A 20,512-nucleotide genomic window follows, 5' to 3' on the forward strand; every position below is an offset into this window, starting at 1 on the left:
TCTTGCCGATGAGTTAGCGCTCGAGCACCAAATCCGACATCGGGCGGCTGCAACAGAGCAATCGGAATCCCTTCTGGATTTCTCGATCGCGGATGCCGCCGTTGTGTTTCATGTCGACCTCGCCTTCGAGTATCTTGGTCTTGCATGTGCCGCATATGCCTTGGCTGCAAGACGAGGGGATCGCGACGCCAGCCTTTTTTGCAGCGGCGAGCACGGTTTCGGAAGCGCTCATCGTGAACGTCTTCGCGGAACGCGAGAGCTTCACGGTGAAGGTCTCTTGGGACGCATCGCTTTTCGGAGTGGCAGGTTCTGCCTGTTTCGCAGCCGCCGCGTCCGCGGAGAAATCGAAGCTTTCTTGGTGGTAGCGCACCGGGTCGTGCCCACCTTCGCGGAGCAATGTGCGCACGGCGCTCATGTAGCCCGCGGGGCCGCACGTGAAGACTTCGCGCTCGATGTAGTCCGGCACCCACTCGGAAAGAAGCTGCAGACTGAGCCGACCCGTGGGCCCCGGCCAATTGCTTTCGTCTCCGATGCCTTCGCAAAGGAAGAACGTGCGTAGGCGAGGAGATAGCGCTACGAGTCTTTCCAACTCCTTTCGAAAAACGATATCCGCCGGTGTCCTGGCGCTATGAACGAATACGACGTCGCGGTCTAGCCCAAGATCGATGCTCGCACGCGTCATCGACATCAGCGGCGTTACCCCTGAACCGGCGGACAGGTAGAGCGATTTCGCAGCCGGGGCCGATGTGGGCGTGAAGCTGCCGGACGGACCGTACGCGCGTAACTGCATGCCGGGTTTCATATTGTCGTGAAGCCAGTTCGACACGGTGCCGCCCGGCACTCGCTTCACGGTGATCGACAGCAGATAGGGACGCGTCGGTGGAGAGGAAATCGTGTAGCAGCGCTGGACCAACTGGCCTTGTACGTTTGCCGACACGGTCATGAATTGGCCCGGTTCGAAGCGAACCGGTGAGCCGTCGCCCACGCGGAATTCAAAGCTTTTGACGTCGTGGGTCTCGTCAACCACACGACAACATGTCAGGATCTGTTCCTCGCTGCTCGCCCAAAGCGTCGCACTGCTCTCCCATGTACGCGTGCTCGAGAGTCGATCTTCCGCTTCCTGCGCAGGGACGAACATTCTTTCTACCGAGTTCATAGCTTCAATTCAGTTGGGACGCCTTGCGCGATCATGCGGCTGCCTACCTGCGCGTGAACGGCTCAACGTGCATTGTCGTGAATCGCGAAAGTAGGACGCCGTTCAGCGTGCCTTCGCTGTGATTCGAGTATTGGTGCGGGGCAGAGGTAGCGTCAATGCGCTTTATTTTCAGGGCGCTATTACATTAGGTTATGCGTCGCGCGCGCCTAATGACGCGGCCGATCGAGGTTCATCCGCCAGACGCGCCGTGTCGCGTCGTCGATGACGCCATGAAACACACCAAGGACCTCTTCGATCGAGATCGTTGCGGCAACGCGATGTTCTATCCATAGGCCATGCACCAACGCCATTGCCTGAATGGCGTGGATGGTCGCGATCGTCCGGTCGCAGCCGGCCTGTCTCAAGTCGAAGATGAAGTTCGATCGAAGCCGCCGCGAGAATGCGGCGCATAGGCGTTGCACCTCTTCGTCGTGCGCGGACGAACTCCACATGTGCGGCCAGACATTCGCGGCACCGGGGCTCATGACTTCATCGCTGAAACACATATCGGCCGTGAACTTCATTCGCTCGACGGGATCGGCGATGCCGCGCCGGCCTGCCGTCAATTGATCTCGGACTCGCCGAATCAGATGGACGAACGTCTTGTAGACGAGGTTGCTCTTGTTCTCGAAGTGATGATGCACGAGCCCGACCGACACGCCCGCATGCTCGCTGACCTTGCGGATCGTGAGGTTCTCCAGCCCGACTTGACCTACCACCTCGAGCGTCGACTCGATGAGCCGCAGACGCATGCCTTCGTAGTGGGCCGTGTCGTCCTTTCTCGCATCGCTCGTGGATGACGGCGCCGAGCTCGTTTGCTGCATCTTCGTTCCTTCGTCGTAGGGGCCGAGCCGGCGAGAACGCTTCAGTGCGGCATTCGCGTGGCACAGGATGGCAGGAATGGTACATCGGAATGAAGTGAGTTTGAGCAAACGTTCAATCTCTTGTCATCGCCTCGCTCGAATTGGTATCAGTGAATGCTGAACAGATGTTCATGCTTAAATATCTCGCCGTGAGTGCGTGTTTACCCGTAAATTTCCCGTGAAATGAGTGAGATTGGGGAAAATACGGAGGTGTCTTCCCTCTTCATCTCGTCGGATTTGCATATATAGTTCGCGTTAGTTGAATTTATGTTGAACGTTTGTTCAGCACAAATGCAAGGGTGTGCGCAAGGAAGAGATCGAACGAGGGCGAGTAGTACCGTTGTTGCCAGATTGAGTCGAAAAATATTGAACGATTGATCAGTGCATAACAGCGACCGATCCTCAGCATAAGTCCGGTTTAAACAAGAAGCCGTCCGCTTTGCGGCAACTAAGCTGCAAGCGCAGCTTTTTCACCGGGCCCATCGGGCGCAAAGCCTTATCTGGTAAGGGAAAACCCGATAAATGGGGCTCGGCTTGTTCGGTATGTCGTCCGAAAGTTCTTCCTTAAGGAGTTAGCGTGATGTCAGGTCCACAATTTCCGTTGCCGGCGAACGAGCCGGAAGTCCACTTCGGCAAGGGAACGGCTGCGGCAGCCGAATTGAGCCAGGCGCTCGCGGTACGCGAAGTGGTCGAGATTCCGACAGTCATCGGAGGAAAGCGGTATTTCTCGGACGACGTCGTCGAAGTGCGCGCGCCGCACGACACGCAACGTCTGCTCGCTCGAATCCATCGCCCCACGCAAGCGCAAGTGACTGAAGCGATCGCGTGTTCCAAAGCGGTCGCTCGCGATTGGGCGAGTCTGACGCACGCGAGCCGCGCCACGATTTTGCATCGTGCCGCTCAGATCGTGGGCACGCGCCTGCGCATGAAGATCAACGCGGCCACGATGCTCGGCCAGAGCAAGACGATCGACGAGGCTGAGCCGGATAGTGCGTGCGAACTCATGGACTTCCTGCGTTTCAACGCCTACAACGCGCAGCGTGTCTACGCCGAGCAGCCGATGTCGGTGCCGACTGCCGTCAACCGTGCGGATTGGCGTCCGCTCGAAGGCTTCGTCTACGCCGTTTCACCGTTCAACTTCACGGCGATCGGCGCGAACTTGACGACGGCGCCCGCGATCATGGGCAATACCGTTCTTTGGAAGCCATCGGAGAAGTCGGCGCTCGCGAATTACATCTTTTTCGAAGCGCTCGAGGAAGCCGGCCTGCCGCCCGGCGTCATCAACTTCGTGCCGGGCGAGGCGGAGATGACGACGCGCGCGGTGATGTCGTCGCCCGATCTTGCCGGAATTCACTTCACGGGCTCGTCTGCTGTTTTTCAATCGCTTTGGAAGGGCGTGGCGTCCAAGGTCGATCGCTTCCGGACCATTCCGCGCATCGTCGGCGAGACGGGCGGCAAGGACTTCGTGCTCGCCCACCCGTCGGCCAACGCGGCGGAAGTTGCGATCGCGCTGATCCGCGGCGCGTTCGGGTATCAGGGGCAAAAGTGCAGCGCAGCGTCGCGCGCGTATATCCCGCGCAGCCTGTGGGGCGAAGTGAGCCGGCAATTGCGCGATCGATTGGCCGCGCTGAAGGTGGGCGACGTGGCCGACCTCGATACGTTCATGGGTGCGGTCATTTCGCAGGCGTCGCATCACAAGCTGTCCAGCGTGCTCGCAGCCGCGAAGGATGATGCGGCCGTCACCGTGATCTCGGGCGGCCGGACCTGGTCCGAACCGGGCTGGTTCGTCGAACCGACAGTCCTGCAGGTCAGCGATCCGAAGCATGCGCTCATGAAGGACGAACTGTTCGGCCCCGTGCTGTCGGTGTTCGTCTACGACGACAACGCGTGGGGCGACACGCTCACGCTCATCGATTCGACGAGCCCTTACGCGCTCACCGGTTCGATCTTCTGCACGGACAGGTTCGCGTTGCATCAAGCCGAAAGCGTGCTCATCAATGCGGCCGGCAACCTCTATCTGAACGACAAGCCGACCGGCGCGATGATCGGCCAGCAACCGTTCGGCGGCGGCCGCGCGAGCGGCACGAACGACAAGGCGGGCTCGTACCTGAACCTGCTGCGTTGGGCTTCGCCTCGCGTGGTGAAGGAAACGTATTTGCCCACGCGCGAGTGGCAGTTCGGCGCTTGATGAGTCGCAACGGCCTCTGAATCGAAGAACCCTGAGGAATGGCGATGTCGACGATTGTCTCTTTCAAAAACGTCCAGAAGACCTACGACGGCGAAACGCTCGTTGTGAAGAATCTCAACCTCGAGATTTGCGAGGGTGAGTTTCTGACGATGCTCGGGCCGTCGGGGTCGGGCAAGACGACCTGTCTCATGATGCTGGCGGGGTTCGAAACCGCCACGCATGGCGAGATCCTTCTTCAGGGGAAACCGATCAATCGCATCCCCCCGGAGCGACGCAACATCGGCATGGTGTTTCAAAGCTACGCGCTATTTCCGCATAAATCGGTTGCCGAAAATCTTGCGTTTCCGCTGCGGGTTCGCAAGCTGCCGAAAGACGAGATCGCGCGGAAGGTGAAGCGGGCCTTGCATATGGTGAACATGGATAAGTTCGCCAATCGCATGCCCGGCCAGCTTTCCGGCGGTCAGCAGCAGCGGGTTGCCGTCGCGCGCGCACTCGTGTTCGAGCCCGCGCTCGTGCTGATGGATGAGCCGCTCGGTGCGCTCGACAAGCAACTGCGCGAGCAGATGCAGTATGAAATCAAGCAGATTCACGAACAGAGCGGGCTCACCGTCGTCTATGTGACGCACGACCAAGGCGAAGCGATGACGATGTCCGATCGCATCGCGGTCTTCAATAACGGTGTCATCCAGCAACTCGCCTCGCCGCCCGAACTCTACGAGCAGCCCGAAAACGCGTTCGTCGCGCGTTTCATCGGAGAGAGCAACGAGCTGAAGGGGACCATCGCTTCGGTCGATCAGCAACGCTGCACGGTCCAACTCGACGGCGGACATCGCATCGTCGCGAGCGCGGGCGCTGCCCTGCGCGCGTCGAGTAACGCAAGCGTGTCGCTGCGGCCGGAGCGAATCGTCGTCGGCGCGCAGGCAAGCGCATGCGACAACGTGTTCAACGGTGGAGTCAAGGATTTGATCTATTACGGGGATCACCTCCGTGTCGTCATGCAGGTGTGCGGGCGTAACGACTTCATCGTGAAGCTACCCAATGACGGCGCCGCACGCCAGTTGCGGATCGGCGAATCGGTCGACGTCGGCTGGATGGCCGACGCGTGTCGAGCTTTGCAGTAGGGGTTGCAGTAGACCCAGTCGGGGACGTCGTACTGGGCATTCGGGTATTTCTCTTTGACGGAGCGGGATGATGAAGCGCAAGAAATTGTTAGGACTACTGATTATTTCAGGATGTATCGCCACGTCCGCGTCGGCGACGCAACTGACCTTCGTTTCATGGGGTGGGGCATGGCAGGACGCGCAGGAACAAACCGCCGTCAAGCCTTTCGCTCAGAAGTCGGGCGTCGAACTGAAGACGGACACCTATAACGGTGGCATCGCACAGCTTCGCGCCCAGGTTCAGACCCACAACGTCACGTGGGATGTCGTCGACATGCAGATGGCCGACGCGATTCGCGCGTGCGACGAAGGTTTGCTCGAAAAGATCAACCCTGCGAGCCTGGCCCCCGCGAAGGACGGCACGCCGGCGAAAGACGATTTCGTCTCGGGCGGATTGTCCGATTGCCTGGCCGGCAACATCACGTGGTCCACGCTCATCACCTACAACACGAGCAAGTTCAAGGGACATGAGCCGACGAAGATCGCGGATTTCTTCGACCTGAAGGATTTCCCCGGCAAGCGTGGGCTGCGCAAGTCGCCCGAGGGCGCGCTCGAGTGGGCGCTGCTCGCCGATGGCGTGGCGCCAAGCGATGTCTACAAGGTGCTCGCGACGCCGGCCGGCTTGGATCGCGCGTTCAAGAAGCTCGACACGATCAAGTCGTCGATCGTCTGGTGGGAAACGGGCGCGCAGCCGGCGCAACTGCTCGCGGATGGCGAAGTGACGATGACGAGCGCCTATAACGGTCGCATTTACAGCGCGATGATCACCGACAAAAAGCCGTTCGGCTTCCTATGGGATGGCCAGATCGAAAACGTCGAAGGCTATGCGATCGTGAAGGGCGCGAAGGATCCGAAAGCCGCTCAGGACTTCGTCCGCTATGCGACGCAGGCCGACGTGCTCGCGAAGCTCGCACCGCTGACGGCCTATGGCCCGGCGCGCAAATCGGCTATCCCGATGATCGATGCGAAGGTCGTGCCGTATCTGCCGACAGCGCCGGCCAACCAGAAAGGCGCCGTTCATGTCGACACCGAGTTCTGGGCCGACCACACGGACGATCTGAATCAGCGGTTTGCCGTCTGGCTCAGCCAAAAGTAATCGCTTTCTGTTGTTGTATCGACGAGGAGGGCGCGGGAGCTGCCGCCGAACATGATGATCTTGCCAACCGAGTTTGCGGTATCACAGGGCGACGCCGAGCAGGCGGTCGTCGTCGATTCGAAGAGTCTGAAGGCGAGGCTTCGCGGGGCGGAGCGCGCCGAACGGATCAAGGCGACGCTGCTTATCTTCCCCTTGCTTGCGTTTCTTCTCGTCACGTTTCTCGTTCCGATCGGAAGCCTGTTGATGAAAAGCTTTCGCGATCCGACCGTTTCGCAGGAACTCCCTCATGCGGCCGTGCTGTTGCGCGAGTGGAATCCGGCCGCCGGCAAACTGCCGCCCGAGCATGTCTATGAGACCTTCGGCGAAGATCTGCTCGCGATCAAGGGCACGGACGGCGTCAGCCGTGTCGCGTCGCGATTGAACTATGACGACACGGGCATGCGCAGCCTCATCATGAAAACGGCACGCCGGCTCGGTGAAGCGAGTGGGGGGACGTGGCATCGGCGCCTCTGCGCGATCGACTCGCGTTGGGATGATCTCGGCGCGTGGTCGACGCTCAAATACGCGGCTTCGCCTTGGACACTCGGGTATTACTTGAAGGCATTCGACTTCACGCGTGACGAACGAGGCGACATCGTCAGGCAATCCCACGATCAGCGGCTTTACGTGGGCGTGTTCGTCCGAACCGCGTGGGTCAGTATTTCCGTGAGCTTGCTGTGTCTGCTGTTCGGTTATCCCGTCGCCTATTTCCTCGCCAACATTCCGGCGCGATACAGCAACCTCTTCATGATTCTCGTGCTGCTGCCGTTCTGGACATCGATTCTCGTTCGCACGACGGCATGGGTGGTCGTGCTGCAGACGCACGGCGTACTGAATGACGTCCTCATTCGCCTCGGGTTGACGAACCATGCGCTGTCGCTCGTTTATAACCGATTCGGCGTGCTCGTCGCCATGACGCACATCTTGCTGCCCTACGCGATTTTGTCGCTCTACAGCGTAATGAAGGGTGTGCCGAATCTTTATGTCAAAGCGGCGCGTTCGCTGGGTGCGGGGCCGGTGCGTTCGTTCTTCGAAGCGTATTTCCCGCAGACGCTGCCCGGTGTCGGCGCCGCCTGCATGCTGACGTTCATTCTCGCCGTGGGCTACTACATCACGCCGGCTATCGTCGGCGGACCGGACGATCAGTTGGCGAGCTACTACATCGCCTATCACGTCAACACGACGCTCAATTGGGGGTTGGCCAGCGCGCTCGCATCGATCCTGCTGGTCGGTGTGCTCATCGTCTACGGGCTGTTCGTGAAACTGACCGGCGGCGCCGGCGTGAAACTGGGGTAAGCCAATGTTCAATTTTCCGGCCTATGTGACGGTGTGGGGCCGTCTCGGACGATTCGCTCACATCGGTGTGTCGCTCCTCGTGTTGCTGTTCTTGGTGTTGCCGGTCTTGGTGGTGATGCCGCTGTCGTTCAATGCGCAGCCGTACTTCACCTATCCGCTGCCCGGTGTCAGCCTGCGCTGGTATCGGCACTTCGTCGATAGCCCCGAGTGGATGCTCGCATTGAAAAACACGATGATCACGGGCGTATCCGCGACGGCCATTGCGACCGTGCTCGGCGTGACGGCGTCGCTCGGCCTGATGAGTCCGCGTTTGAAAGGCAAGGCGCTCATTACCGGCGTGCTCGTCTCGCCGATGATCGTGCCGCTCATCATTACGGCGGTGGGCGTGTACTTCGCTTTCAGTCCGTTCGGCCTTACGAACAACCTGTGCGGCCTGATCCTCGCGCATGCGGCACTGGGCGTTCCGTTCGTCGTCGTGACGGTTACCGCCACGTTGGCCGGGTTCAACGAGGCATTGTCGCGCGCCGGCCGCAACTTGGGTGCGTCGCCGCTGCGGGTCTTTCTGCAAATCAAGCTGCCGATCATCGCGCCGGGCGTCGTTTCGGGGGCCTTGTTCGCGTTCGCGACTTCCTTCGACGAAATCGTCGTCGCGCTGTTCTTGACGGGCCCGGATCAGCGCACCGTCCCTCGTCAAATGTGGGCCGGTATTCGCGAGCAACTGAGCCCGACGATTCTCGCAGTCGCCACCATCCTCGTCGTCATCTCGACCTTGCTTCTCCTCACGCTCGAACTTCTGCGCCGCCGAACCGAGCGTCTGCGGGGCAGCGTCGAGGTGTTTTGAGCAAGACGACGAGCCGTTTCCGAAGTGCAGCACCTATCGAACCTCTCAACATGTTGTCCGAAATCCAAACCATGCGGACCGTCGCGACGGATCTCCCCACCTTGCGTCAGCGCATTCACGATGCGACGGCCATGCGCGAGGAGGACGTCGTTCAAGCATTGATGCAAGAGGCGCGGATGGATGCGCCTACGCTTGCGCAAGCACAGGAGTTGGCGGCGCGCCTAGCGCAGGGCGTACGCGATGCGCGCATCGATGCGGGTGGCGTCGATTTGTTGACGCAAGAATTTTCGCTCGACAGTCGCGAGGGCATCGCATTGATGTGCCTAGCCGAAGCCATGCTGCGGATTCCCGATACGGAAACGCGCAACCAATTGATTCGCGACAAGATAGTCGATGCGGACTGGCGCGCCCATATCGGCAAGTCGCCGTCGCTGTTCGTCAATGCCACTGCATGGGGCTTGCTCGTCACCGGCAAGCTCTTGAGGCAGCCCGATGAAAGCGCCTTGGCCGAAGCGCTGACGCGCGTAGTTCGTAAGGGCGGCGAGGCGATCGTGCGTGCGGGCGTCGCGTATGCGATGCGTATGCTCGGCAAGCAGTTCGTGACGGGGCAAACCATCGAGGAGGCGATCGGTGCAGCGAAGGGCCGCGAGTCGAACGGTTACCGCTACTCGTACGACATGCTCGGCGAGGCCGCGCTGACCGATGAGGATGCGCAAGGCTATTTCGAGTCGTACCGGCATGCGATCGAAGCCATCGGCAAGGACGCCAAAATGCGCGGCCCGATCGAAGGCCCCGGGGTGTCGGTCAAGATATCGGGCCTGCACCCGCGCTATGAATTGATGCAGCGCGAGCGTGTGTTGATCGAGCTGTATCCGCGATTGTTGGAGTTGGCTCAGTTGGCGAAGCACTACGGCATCGGCTTCCATCTGGATCAGGAAGAATCGGCGCGCTTCGATCTGACGCTCGAGATGTTGGATCGACTGTGCCGCGAACCGAGCTTGCGTGGCTGGAACGGTATCGGCATTTCGCTGCAGGCTTATCAGAAGCGCGGCCGCGCGGTTGCCGAATGGATCATTGCGCTCGCGCGTTCGACGGCGCGGCGTATCAACATTCGATTGGTCAAAGGCGCCTACTGGGACACCGAAATCAAACTGGCCCAGGATGCCGGCGCGGCCGGCTATCCGGTGTTTACGCGGAAGGTGCATTCGGACGTCAGCTATATCGCTTGCGCCAAGGTGCTACTGAATGCGCCCGATGCGATCTTTCCGCAATTCGCGTCGCACAACGCCTTCACCATTGCCGCGGTTCATACGCTGGCGCAGGGCAAGGAATACGAATTCCAGTGTCTTCATGGAATGGGCGAAACGGTTTACGACCAAGTGGTCGGATCGTCGAAGCTCGGGCGTGCCTGCCGGATCTATGCGCCCGTGGGGCCGCATGCGACGCTGTTGGCCTATCTCGTGCGGCGCTTGCTCGAGAACGGCGCGAACTCGTCGTTCGTCAATCAGATCGTCGATTCGGCCGTCAGTATTGCCGACATCGTCGAGGATCCCGTCGCTCGCGCGGCACGAACGGGCGGCAAACCTCATGCCGGTATCGCGGCGCCGGGCGCGGTCTTGCCGGGGCGGGTCAATGCCGCGGCACTGAGTTTTGCCGATTCGGTCGAGTTCGATGCGGCCGCCGAACAGATTCGCGCCGAGCGCATTGCGGCGCGGGCGATCATCGCCGGCAACGACGAGAAATGGAGTGCTTCGTCGGAGGCGACACGGGTCGTCTACAGCGCGAGCGACGTGACATCAACCGTCGGCACGGTTGTCGATACAGGACTTCACTTCGTTGCCGAGGCGTTATCGCGCGCCGAGGCTTGCGCTGCTGCCCAAGCGTCGACGTCTGCAATCGAGCGAGCCTCGATGCTCGAGCGCGCGGCCGATGAGATTCAGCGTTCGAGCGCCCGGCTCGGTGCGCTGCTCGTGTTGGAGAGCGGCGCCACGCTAGCCGAATCGGCCGACGAGGTGCGCAGCGCGGTCAATCTGTGCCGCTTGTACGCGTATCAGCTCAGGACCGATCGGCGATTGGACGGCACTCGGCCGCTCGGGGTCGTCGTTAGCGTGACGCCCGCATCGTCGCCGCTGACGACATTCGTCGGACAGATTGCGGCGTCGCTGGCGGTAGGCAATGTTGTGATCGCGAAGCCATCGAGCGATGCATCGCTGATCGGATATGAGGCGACGCGTGCGTTGCACCGCGCTGGGGTCCCGATGGGCGCGCTTCAGATCGTGCCCGGCGCGGGCGGAACGGTCGGCCATGCATTGACCTGCGACGATCGTGTCGGCGCCGTGCTGTTCTCCGGGAACGCGAAGGTCGCGCAGTTGATTGCGTCCGATCTAGCGGCGAAGGTCGCGCCGCCCAAGTTTGTAAGTACCGTAGGCAGTGTCAACGCGATGATCGTCGATAGCTCGGCGTTGCCCGAACAGGTCATCTCCGATGCCATCGTCTCCGCTTTCAAATGCGCGGGACAGATGGCTTCGTCGCTTCGTCTGCTTTGCTTGCAGGATTCCACGGCGGACAAAGTGCTTGGCATGCTCAAGGGCATGCTCAGCGAACGCAGGACAGGTAGTCCGCTCGACGTCGCCTCCGACATCGGGCCGGTGGCCACGCGCCGAGCCCGCGACCGTGCCGAGATTTATATCGAGCAACTGCAGCGAAAGGGGTTCGCGCTCGCGCGCGGCTTGCTCTCGAATGCTTGCGCGAAGGGTAATTTCGTCGCACCGACGATCGTGGACTTGGGCGACGCGAAGGCGCTCGCATCGATCGCCCCGACCGTGGTTGGGCCCATCCTGCACGTAGTGCGGTTCAAGACCGGTGATATGGCGGCGCTCGTTGCGCAAGTCAACGCCTTGGGCTGTGCGGTCCAAGGGCTGCACACGCGCATCAACGAAGCCGCGGGAAGACTCTTGTCGCTATCGCGTGCGAGCAGCGTTTGCATCAATCGCTCGATGCATGGCGCGTTCGCCGGTATGCAGCCGTTCGGCGGCGTGGGCGCCTCCGGCACTGGCCCAATGTGGGGCGGGCCGTTGACGTTGTTCGCGTTGACGCGAGAGGTTGCGCCGTCGTTCGATGCATCGGCGGGCCCGTTCGCATCCGAACCCAGGGCCGGCAGCGAAAAGTTCTACGAATTCCCGATCGAAACGGCGGAAGGAAAGTTCACCGAGCGCCGCAAGGCCATGAACAACGCGCGCGTGGCTAGCAGCGCCAACGTTGAGGCGCTATTTGCACGCGCACCGGAATGGTTGTCCGATCACGATCAGCACAATGCGCTCGAGCGCATGAAGCAGCGTCTCGCGCAACGGGCGGACGGACTCAAACCAATCAGCTTACCGGCGCTGACCGGGGAGGAGAATACCGTCGAGCTGCTGCCGCGTGGGCAAATGCTGTGCTTGGGCGCATCGCCCGCCGCGATCGTCGCTCAGGCGATGGCCGCGTGCGCGTTCGGAAATCGGATCGTGCTGCTGCGTTCGCCGCTCGCAGAAGCCATTGCGCGGACGTTGGGCGATGCCTGCCGGGTTGTCGACTCGACGGATGCGATTCGCGTCATGAGCGGCGACTTCGCCGGCGTGCGCCCCGATCTGGTGATGCTGACGCGGGATCAAACGGGCATTACGGAGATTCGCTCGACGGCGGCGCAACTGATGATCGCATGCGTTCAAGAAGATAGCGACGGCCTATACGACTGGACGCAACTCGTTCGCGAGCGCGTGACGACCGTGAATGCGAGTGCGGCCGGGGGCAATACGCAATTGATGGTGCTGAGCGAGGACACCTTCTGATTTTCTGATTGCTGCTTTTGCGATTTTTGTCGCTTTGGATTTGGCGCAGCGTGTCTATCGCATGGCACGCTGCGCTCGCTTCGCGCTCAACGCCATCATGAGGCTCGAGCAAGCATTGAATACGAACAACCCTCTCGGGCCGATGGCGGTCATCAGCAGCGAAGCGATAGCAGGCCCGATGAGGCCGCCGATCGAGAACAGCAGAAGCAGCGTAGCGGAAACGGCTACGCGCAGATGGGGTTCCGTGCGGTCGTTGACGTGCGAGACGATCAGGCTGTATTGCGTGAACGTGACCGCGACATAGGCGAGCATGCCGACCCAGACGATCGCCGATACGTGAAACACGGCCAGTGTCAGGCTGATGCTCATGGAGATCAGCGCAGTAACGTGGACGAGACTGCGCCGATCGATGCGGTCCGATAGCCGCCCCATCGGCCACTGCGGAACCAGCGCGCCGATCAGCGCCACGCCCATGAACGTCGACAGATCCGACGTCGAGAATCCCGTGCGTTCGAGGAACACGGGCGTCATCGAATAGAACGTGCTGTAAAGAAACCCGGCAAGGATGCAGCCGGGTATCGCAAGCGGCGATGCATGCGCCATCGAACGAAGACTGTCGCGCCAGGTATGGGCAGGCAGGCGGTTCAGACTCTCGTCCGCAACCCGCACGGGCCATCCTTCGAATAGCGAAACAGGCATGACCGCCGCGGCGAATAGAGCCGCGACGAGCGAGAACAAGCGGCCATCCGAACCATCGCCGAGCCGCAGCAAAAACTGTCCCGTGCCTACCGCCAGATAGTTGATCCCCGCGTATAGGCCGAAAACCTGACCTCGATTCTCATTGCGTGACGTGCCGTTGAGCCAGCTTTCGATCGACGTGTACAAGCCCATGAAGGCGAAACCGGTCAACAACCGGATCGGGGCCCACGCCCAGGGCGATGCGAAGACGTTGAAGGCCGATGCAAGAATCGCCACCGCTGCCGCGAAGGCCACGAACGTGCGGTGCTGCCCGATTCGGTCGATAAGACGGCGGTTGAATACCGCGCCCGCCACGAAACCGCCGTAATAACACGATTGCACGAGCCCGACGATGAACGTCGAAGCGCCGGTATGCAGCATCCTCAATGGGATGAGGGTCTGGAACAACCCATTGCCTGCGATGAGCAACGCATAACCGAAAAGCAGGCCCGCGAGCGATCGATAGCCGTCGAGTGGTTGGGCGACGGGCCGATGCGGTGTCGCGGCTGCGACCGGCGGCGTTCGCCTCCCGAGAAGCTTGGCTTCGGACAGTGGCCCAGTGCGCACAGGATCAGGGCGAACCGTGGTGTGATGTTCGTTACCGATATCCGACTTTGAAAGATTTTCCTCTCGAAACTCTGCCATAACACCTTCTTGGGCACCCGCATTGCTGCAATGCCGGTCGTTCTTTTCCGGGGGCGTTCGATGGAAAGCAGAATCTCCCCGCGCGGGCATACGAGGGCTTAGATAACAATTTCTTATAAACACAGTAAGGCGCCGTGATGGTGCGGCCAGTTCTCTTTTGGCTATCTATCGTTGTCTTACGGCCGGCATTGCGGTGCCGAGTGGGTTTCTACCAGTAGAGGACGAAGGATGGAGACGAGTCTCAAGTACACGGGGATATTGACCGCCGTGCCGACGCCTTTGGACGAGTGCCTGCGTTTTACCGCCAAGCCGCTCGTGCGGCATATCGAGCGGCTCGTCGCCGCGGGCACTGACGGCATCGTCCCCTTGGGCGGGACCGGCGAGTATACGGCGCTGTCGCCCGATGAGCGGCTGCGCGTCGTCGAATGCGCGCTTGAAACCGCCGCCGGCAGGACGCCGGTCGTCCCGGGCATCATTTCGCCGGGACTCGGCGATGCGATCGGGCAGGCGCAGGCATTCGTGCGCGCCGGTGCCAAAGCGCTGATGGTGGTAACCCCGTATTACTTCAGACCAACTCAGGACGGTATCGTCGACTATTACCGTCGGTTTGCCGACGAGGTCGATGCCGACATCATCCTCTACGAAATTCCCTATCGAACCGGCGTCTCGCTTCATTACGAAACGGTTGCACGCTTGGCTGGGATGACGCGCGTCGTCGGCATCAAGGCTTGCAATCCGGATCTCGCTCAGCAGATGCGTGCCGCCGAATTGGCCGCGTCGAAGATCTCCATCCTGAGCGGCGAGGAAGATGTCTTGCCGCTGCACGTTGCCATGGGCGCCGTGGGCGGCATCATCTCCAGCTCGAATCTGATTCCAAGGCAATGGTCACGGGTGCTTGCGTTGGCCTCGGGCGGGCGGCTCCAAGAGGCGATCGCCTTGCATGCGACGCTTCGTCCGCTCATCGATGCGGTCTTCGCCGAACCGAATCCCGCACCGATCAAGGCGGCATTGACGCTGCAAGGGCTCCCATTCGGCGATGTCCTGCCGCCGCTGCGCCCCGCCTCGGCTGCGCTGAGGCAGCGGCTCGCCGAAGTGATCCCAACGATCACCGCGCGTGAAACCGTATAGACACCACAACGTTACGCTGACCAGAAGGGGACACAGCCATGGCTTCAGACAGCAAAATCGTTCTGCCGCGCCGCAGGTTCATGCAAGCCGCGGGCACGGCCCTGCTGACGGGCGCGATCGGGGCGCCGATGATCATCACCTCGCGCAAAGCGATGGCGGCCGGCAATCTGACCGTGGTCAGTTGGGGCGGAAACTATCATCAAGCGGTCGAGGAGGCACTGGCGAAACCCTTCGAGAAAGAGTTCGGCGTGCATGTGACGTTGGTCGACACGCCCGATCTCGCGAAGGTCAAGGCGCAGGTCATGACGAACAACGTTCAATGGGATGTTTTCGATGCCGTTGGCCCTATGGCCGTGACCGGTGCGAAGAACGGCTACTGGGAGCCGCTCGATCCCGCTATGTTCGACAAGAACGACCTGATTGCGCCGATGATGAAATACGCGGTGCCTTTCTATGGCTATACCGGCGGCATCTGTTGGGACAACAGCAAGTATCCCGCCGGCAAGCATCCCGAGACGTTTGCCGAATACTTCGACGTCAAGCGGTTTCCGGGTCAAAGGACGCTGCGCAATCGGGCGAGCGAAACACTCGAAATTGCGCTACTGGCCGACGGCGTGCCACCGGACAAGATCTATCCGCTCGACGTCGAGCGCGCATTCAAAGCACTCGACCGGATCAAGCCGTATATCGGCAAGTGGGTCGACCAGACGCCGCAGACGGTGACGCTCGTCGAAACGGGACAGGTCGACTTCAGCTATACCTATGCAACACGCGTGAAGGCCGCGCAGGAAGCGGGCAAGCCGATCGACTTCTCGTTCAAGCAGGACTTGATCGGTCTCGAGTACTTGGTTGTGCTGAAGAATGCGCCGAACAAGCAAAGCGCCATGAAGTTCGTGCAATTCGCGCTGCGCCCCGACCGGCAGGCTGCTTTGATGGATCTATTCGGTAACACGCCCGCCAGCAGGAAGGCGTTGCCGATGGTGAAGCCCGAGGTGCGCAAATGGCTGTCCGATCCGTTCAACAAGATGAATCTCGTCAGCAACGATGCATGGTGGGGCGATCATTACGATGAGTTGACCCTACGGTTCAAGGAATGGGTGATGACTTGAAGTCGTGATCGCGCAGTTGCGCGATTGCGACGGAAATGCGGCAATGGCAGTGTGTATCAGGGAGGAGCAATGAAAAGTCGAAGCGACGGGATCCTATATGTGGGGCCTGCGACGGTGTTTCTCGCGCTCGTGGTATTCGTGCCGCTCGCATACGTTGTCTACACGAGCGTCGCGATGCCGGACGGTTTCTCTTTGTCGGCGTATCGGCGACTCTTCACCAGCGAGCTGTTTCTGCGCACGTTGTGGTCGACGATCGAAATCAGCGTATCGGCGTCGGTGGCGAGCCTGCTGCTCGGATACCCCATTGCGATGCAACTCGCGAAGCAAACGCCGAGAAAGCGGTCGATGTACATGGTCCTCGTGCTCGTGCCGTTTTGGACGAGCATTCTCGTCAAAAGCTATGCCTTTACCGTGTTGCTCGGCCGTGACGGGCTCGTCAATAAGTTGTTGTCGACAGTCCTCCATACGCAGGTGCATTTGCCGATGTTGTTCAATCGCTTCGGCGTCATGGTCGGAATGACCAACTACCTCATTCCGTTCATCGTGTTTCCGGTGCTCGCGAGCTTGTTGTCGATCGACCGATCCTTGTATCGCGCATCGGAAATCATGGGCGCGAAGCCGCCCCGCATGTTCTTCAAGATCACGTTGCCGCTCAGCATGCCGGGCGTCGCGGCGGCCACCGTGAGCACTACGGTGATGTCGATGGGGTTCTTCGTCATTCCCGCACTGCTGGGCGGCAGAACGGACGCGATGATGTCCAATTTGGTCGACTTCTACACGCGCGAAACGATGGACTGGAATATGGCTTCCGCCATCGGCGTCATTCTGTTGGGGATGGTCACGCTCGTCGCAGCCGGGGCCGACTGCTTCCAGAAGCGGGATCAGAAAGTAAAGGTGATGGCATGACAGCAGCCGCCGGAGTCAATGTTCCCGTCGCGCGCGGACGAGTGGTCATCGATCGGCTCGAGCAGCGTTATGGGCATCTGCGTAATGTCGTCGCGTTCGCCGTCTATGTCTTCATCCTGGTGCCGACGCTCATCGTCATTCCTATTTCTTTCGGCGGAAGCGGTGAGTTGTCGTTTCCTCCCAAGGTCTGGACGTTCGAGCTCTACCAGCGGCTCTTCATGTCGAGTAGTTGGGTCGGCCCGATCCTTCAGAGTCTGAAGGTGGCCAGTATCACGATGGTGGGAGCGGCCATTATCGGGGTGCCCGCTTCGTACGGTCTCGTACGGTTCGAGTTTCCGGGCAAGCGGCTCGTGATGCTGCTCTTGATGAGCCCGATCTTGGTGCCGGTGATCGTGATGTCGCTGGGGCTTTATCTCTACTTGTCGAGGCTACATCTCGTCGGTACCACGGCCGGGCTCGTGGTCAGCCATATCGCTTACGTGACGCCCTTCATGATGATGACGGTCATGGCCGGCGTGAAAAAGCTCGATCCCGCACTCGAATTCGCGACCGCCATCATGGGCGCGAATCGCAGGACTGTTTTTCTGAAGGTTGTATTGCCGCAATTGCGGCCGTCGATTTTCGCCGGTGCGCTGTTTGCGTTCCTCGTGTCGTTCGATGAAGTCGTGATTGCCTGGTTCATTACGAGCCCGGCCACGACGACATTGCCGGTAAAGATGTACAGCAGCATTCAGTGGGATATCTCGCCGGTCATTGCAGCGGTTTCGGCGCTCTTGACCTTGCTTTCCCTGGTTTTCTGCTGCGTATCGGTGTTCCTGCAGCCGGCCGCCGAGAGCGCGTCGCATTGAAGTTGGGAGAGAAAGCATGTCACATGTTTTGCGTGCAAAAGATCAGCGGCCGCCTGCACTCGTCGTTGCTGCGGGAATCGAAGAGGCGGAAGGCGTGCGTACCACGGACGCGCCGGCCGGAAACATGATCGAGTTTCGCGGCATCAGCAAGACGTACGGCGCATCCGTGGCGCTTCACGGCACGGATCTGGCCGTGCGCAAGGGCGAATTCTTGAGCCTGCTCGGGCCGAGCGGCTCGGGCAAGAGCACGATCCTGAACATCATCGCCGGTGCGATCGCGCCGACGACGGGCGCCGTCGTGCTGGACGGCACCGACGTCTCGACGGTTCCGCCTCGCGATCGCGGGCTCGGCATGGTGTTTCAGAACTACGCCTTGCTGCCGCATCTGAACGTGTTCGACAACGTGGCGTTCCCGTTGCGCATCCGCGGTTTGTCCAAGGCGGATATCGAGCAGCGCGTACGCAATGCGCTGGAACGCGTCGGATTGGTCGGCTATGAACATCGCAAGCCGCGCGAGATGTCGGGCGGGCAGCAGCAGCGCGTCGGTATCGCCCGCTGCATCGTCTATTCGCCTTCGGTGATCTTGATGGACGAGCCGCTTGGCGCACTCGATAAAAAACTGCGGGATCAGTTGCAGGGCGAGATCAAGCGGTTGCATCGCGAACTTGGCACGACGCTCGTTTACGTGACGCACGACCAGGAAGAAGCGCTGAATCTTTCCGATCGGGTTTGCCTCATGAACGGCGGCCGTATTGCGCAGTTGGGCACGCCGGACGAACTCTATTTCGAACCGGTGAGTGAGTTCGTGGCCGATTTCGTCGGTGAGTCGAATTTGATCGACGCAGTGATCCAAGCGAACGGTACGGTGCAATTCGACGATACGCGTGTCATGAACGTGAAGAACACGGAAGGGCACGCGGTGGGGACTCGGGTAAAGGTCCTGGTGCGGCCGGAACGGATCGCCGTCGTCGATTCGTCATTCGGCTCGCCCACCGCAAGCGACGCGAACGAGTGCACGGGCACGATCTCGCAGATTTCGTTTGTTGGCGGCATGACGCGTTTGGAGTTGAAACTCACGAGCGGTCGCTCGCTTCTAGTCAAAACCTTGTCCGCTCCGGCGGTCGAGCGTGCGCCGCTCGGCCAATCCTTGACGGTGCGCTGGTCAGCACGCGATACCGTCGTCTTGAAGAAGTGAAGAAGCGATGGATCGAAATAGCATTGTCGGCGTAATGCGTGAGTTGGTCGGCGAATCGAACGTGCTCGACAGCGCGGCCGACATCGCACCGTATTTGATCGACTGGCGCAAGCGTCACATAGGTGTGGCTGCGTGTGTGGTCTTTCCTCGCAGCACCGCGCATGTGTCGAAACTGCTCGCGTATTGCAACGAGCATGACATCAAAGTGTTTCCGCAGGGCGGCAATACGAGCGTATGCGGTGGCTCGGTGCCGGACGCGAGCGGCGACAGCATTGTGTTGAACATGGCTCGCATGAATCGGATCGTGGAAATCAACGCAGGCAACAACTCGATCACGGTCGAGGCCGGTTGCGTGCTGGCCAATCTCCAAGCAGCCGCGATCGAAGTAGATAGAATCTTTCCGCTGACGCTGGGCGCCGAGGGTTCGTGTCAGATCGGCGGCAATCTCTCGACGAACGCGGGCGGGACGAACGTACTGCGTTTCGGCAATACGCGAGATCTCGTGCTCGGGCTCGAAGTGGTGCTCGCCGACGGACGTGTTTGGAATGGCTTGCGTACGCTGCGCAAGAACAACAGCGGGTACGATCTGAAGAATCTCTTTGTCGGTGCCGAGGGGACGCTCGGCATCATCACGTCGGCTGCATTGAAGCTCTTTCCGCGCCCACATGCGACGGCTACCGCGATGCTGGGGGTGGACGACGTCGAGGCGGCGGTTGCCGAGGGGCTCAAGCTTCAGGCGGCCTTTCCCGGCGAATTAGTTGGCCTGGAACTGATTTCGAAGAGTGAATTCGACATTTCGTTGCGCCATTCGGAGCACGCCCGCAATCCGTTTTCGACGGTGCCGGAATGGATCGTACTCGTGGAACTCGCCGCGTCGACGGGGAGTGACGAATCGCTGGCCGAGCGGCTGACCGACGCGCTTCAACCTTCGTTCGCGAGTGGCGTCATTCAGGATGCGGTGATTGCGGCGAGCGAACAGCAACGCGCGGCGCTCTGGCAAATTCGCCATCACGTGACCGAAGCGAACGGGCGCGAGGGAATGGGGCTCACGCACGATATCGCCGTTCCGACCTACCGTATCCCCGATTTCGTCCACCGTGCCGAGCAAGTGCTAGCTCGACATTATCCCGAGGCGACGCAGGTGATCGTCGGCCATATGGGCGACGGTAACCTTCATTACATCGCGATGTTTTCGCATGAATACTGGGCGCAGGTTCATGACAAAAGGCGCGTGCAACTGGAATTGAGCCATTTGCTTTACGACATTGCAAGCGAGATGGGCGGCACGTTCAGCGCAGAGCACGGCATCGGCGCGCTGCATGTGCCGGAGATGTCCGTCTACAAGAACGCCGTCGAGATCGAACTGATGCAGCAAATGAAAGCGCTGCTGGATCCGAACAACATCATGAATCCGGGCCGCGTGTTGCCGGCAAACTGA

The 20,512-nt window shown here is 60.5% G+C and carries 15 protein-coding genes; 12 read left to right on the forward strand and 3 right to left on the reverse strand.

What is annotated here, in order from left to right; translation table 11 throughout:
• Positions 1-13: 13 nt before the first annotated feature.
• On the reverse strand, positions 14-1,156 hold the full coding sequence (locus tag J3485_RS28380) for an FAD-binding oxidoreductase (RefSeq protein WP_206958049.1): 1,143 nt from the start codon (positions 1,154-1,156) through the stop codon (positions 14-16).
• Positions 1,157-1,362: 206 nt separating this feature from the next.
• Positions 1,363-2,019 (reverse strand): transcriptional regulator BetI, encoded by a 657-nt coding sequence (gene betI, locus J3485_RS28385; RefSeq protein ID WP_206958051.1) that lies wholly within the window; start codon positions 2,017-2,019, stop codon positions 1,363-1,365.
• Positions 2,020-2,638: 619 nt separating this feature from the next.
• Between betI and pruA the strand changes: the two genes are divergently transcribed.
• The 6 genes from pruA to putA all read left to right on the forward strand — a co-directional run bounded on the left by pruA (position 2,639) and on the right by putA (position 12,505).
• The gene (pruA, locus tag J3485_RS28390) at positions 2,639-4,246 is read left to right on the forward strand and encodes an L-glutamate gamma-semialdehyde dehydrogenase (protein WP_242538967.1); all 1,608 of its coding nucleotides are present in this window, start codon (positions 2,639-2,641) and stop codon (positions 4,244-4,246) included.
• A 44-nt stretch (positions 4,247-4,290) separates the two neighbouring features.
• A complete protein-coding gene (locus J3485_RS28395) occupies positions 4,291-5,367 on the forward strand; it encodes an ABC transporter ATP-binding protein (protein ID WP_206958055.1) in 1,077 nt (358 codons plus the stop codon).
• Positions 5,368-5,437: 70 nt separating this feature from the next.
• On the forward strand, positions 5,438-6,502 hold the full coding sequence (locus J3485_RS28400) for an ABC transporter substrate-binding protein (protein ID WP_206958057.1): 1,065 nt from the start codon (positions 5,438-5,440) through the stop codon (positions 6,500-6,502).
• 51 nt (positions 6,503-6,553) lie between these two features.
• On the forward strand, positions 6,554-7,837 hold the full coding sequence (locus tag J3485_RS28405) for an ABC transporter permease (protein ID WP_242538969.1): 1,284 nt from the start codon (positions 6,554-6,556) through the stop codon (positions 7,835-7,837).
• Between the two features lie 4 nt (positions 7,838-7,841).
• Positions 7,842-8,678: an ABC transporter permease gene (locus tag J3485_RS28410; RefSeq protein WP_206958059.1), complete on the forward strand. Its 837-nt coding sequence runs from the start codon at positions 7,842-7,844 to the stop codon at positions 8,676-8,678.
• A 50-nt stretch (positions 8,679-8,728) separates the two neighbouring features.
• Positions 8,729-12,505: a bifunctional proline dehydrogenase/L-glutamate gamma-semialdehyde dehydrogenase PutA gene (gene putA, locus J3485_RS28415; RefSeq protein WP_242538970.1), complete on the forward strand. Its 3,777-nt coding sequence runs from the start codon at positions 8,729-8,731 to the stop codon at positions 12,503-12,505.
• A gap of 54 nt (positions 12,506-12,559) precedes the next feature.
• Here putA and J3485_RS28420 read toward each other — a convergent pair whose 3' ends face one another.
• Positions 12,560-13,888: an MFS transporter gene (locus J3485_RS28420; RefSeq protein WP_206958060.1), complete on the reverse strand. Its 1,329-nt coding sequence runs from the start codon at positions 13,886-13,888 to the stop codon at positions 12,560-12,562.
• Between the two features lie 228 nt (positions 13,889-14,116).
• Between J3485_RS28420 and dapA the strand changes: the two genes are divergently transcribed.
• The 6 genes from dapA (at position 14,117) to J3485_RS28450 (ending at position 20,512) form a co-directional block, all read left to right on the forward strand.
• Positions 14,117-15,016, forward strand: coding sequence for a 4-hydroxy-tetrahydrodipicolinate synthase (gene dapA / locus J3485_RS28425; protein WP_206958062.1), 900 nt, complete (start codon positions 14,117-14,119; stop codon positions 15,014-15,016).
• Between the two features lie 38 nt (positions 15,017-15,054).
• On the forward strand, positions 15,055-16,125 hold the full coding sequence (locus tag J3485_RS28430; RefSeq protein WP_206958064.1) for an ABC transporter substrate-binding protein: 1,071 nt from the start codon (positions 15,055-15,057) through the stop codon (positions 16,123-16,125).
• 69 nt (positions 16,126-16,194) lie between these two features.
• Positions 16,195-17,031, forward strand: coding sequence for an ABC transporter permease (locus tag J3485_RS28435; protein WP_206958066.1), 837 nt, complete (start codon positions 16,195-16,197; stop codon positions 17,029-17,031).
• Positions 17,028-17,879: an ABC transporter permease gene (locus tag J3485_RS28440; RefSeq protein ID WP_206958068.1), complete on the forward strand. Its 852-nt coding sequence runs from the start codon at positions 17,028-17,030 to the stop codon at positions 17,877-17,879. Before J3485_RS28435 ends, J3485_RS28440 begins: the two co-directional genes overlap by 4 nt.
• 16 nt (positions 17,880-17,895) lie before the next feature.
• Positions 17,896-19,074: an ABC transporter ATP-binding protein gene (locus tag J3485_RS28445; protein WP_206958070.1), complete on the forward strand. Its 1,179-nt coding sequence runs from the start codon at positions 17,896-17,898 to the stop codon at positions 19,072-19,074.
• A 7-nt stretch (positions 19,075-19,081) separates the two neighbouring features.
• Positions 19,082-20,512: an FAD-binding oxidoreductase gene (locus tag J3485_RS28450; RefSeq protein ID WP_206958072.1), complete on the forward strand. Its 1,431-nt coding sequence runs from the start codon at positions 19,082-19,084 to the stop codon at positions 20,510-20,512.

This window comes from Trinickia acidisoli, assembly GCF_017315725.1.
Lineage (GTDB): Bacteria > Pseudomonadota > Gammaproteobacteria > Burkholderiales > Burkholderiaceae > Trinickia > Trinickia acidisoli.

Excerpts from the sequence above, each read along its gene's own strand:
- putA (WP_242538970.1), top strand. The coding sequence starts at position 8,729 with ATGTTGTCCGAAATCCAAACCATGCGGACCGTCGCGACGGATCTCCCC.
- J3485_RS28420 (WP_206958060.1), bottom strand. The coding sequence starts at position 13,888 with ATGGCAGAGTTTCGAGAGGAAAATCTTTCAAAGTCGGATATCGGTAAC.
- J3485_RS28400 (WP_206958057.1), top strand. The coding sequence starts at position 5,438 with ATGAAGCGCAAGAAATTGTTAGGACTACTGATTATTTCAGGATGTATC.
- J3485_RS28430 (WP_206958064.1), top strand. The coding sequence starts at position 15,055 with ATGGCTTCAGACAGCAAAATCGTTCTGCCGCGCCGCAGGTTCATGCAA.
- dapA (WP_206958062.1), top strand. The coding sequence starts at position 14,117 with ATGGAGACGAGTCTCAAGTACACGGGGATATTGACCGCCGTGCCGACG.
- J3485_RS28445 (WP_206958070.1), top strand. The coding sequence starts at position 17,896 with ATGTCACATGTTTTGCGTGCAAAAGATCAGCGGCCGCCTGCACTCGTC.
- pruA (WP_242538967.1), top strand. The coding sequence starts at position 2,639 with ATGTCAGGTCCACAATTTCCGTTGCCGGCGAACGAGCCGGAAGTCCAC.
- J3485_RS28380 (WP_206958049.1), bottom strand. The coding sequence starts at position 1,156 with ATGAACTCGGTAGAAAGAATGTTCGTCCCTGCGCAGGAAGCGGAAGAT.
- J3485_RS28395 (WP_206958055.1), top strand. The coding sequence starts at position 4,291 with ATGTCGACGATTGTCTCTTTCAAAAACGTCCAGAAGACCTACGACGGC.
- betI (WP_206958051.1), bottom strand. The coding sequence starts at position 2,019 with ATGCAGCAAACGAGCTCGGCGCCGTCATCCACGAGCGATGCGAGAAAG.
- J3485_RS28405 (WP_242538969.1), top strand. The coding sequence starts at position 6,554 with ATGATGATCTTGCCAACCGAGTTTGCGGTATCACAGGGCGACGCCGAG.
- J3485_RS28450 (WP_206958072.1), top strand. The coding sequence starts at position 19,082 with ATGGATCGAAATAGCATTGTCGGCGTAATGCGTGAGTTGGTCGGCGAA.
- J3485_RS28440 (WP_206958068.1), top strand. The coding sequence starts at position 17,028 with ATGACAGCAGCCGCCGGAGTCAATGTTCCCGTCGCGCGCGGACGAGTG.
- J3485_RS28435 (WP_206958066.1), top strand. The coding sequence starts at position 16,195 with ATGAAAAGTCGAAGCGACGGGATCCTATATGTGGGGCCTGCGACGGTG.
- J3485_RS28410 (WP_206958059.1), top strand. The coding sequence starts at position 7,842 with ATGTTCAATTTTCCGGCCTATGTGACGGTGTGGGGCCGTCTCGGACGA.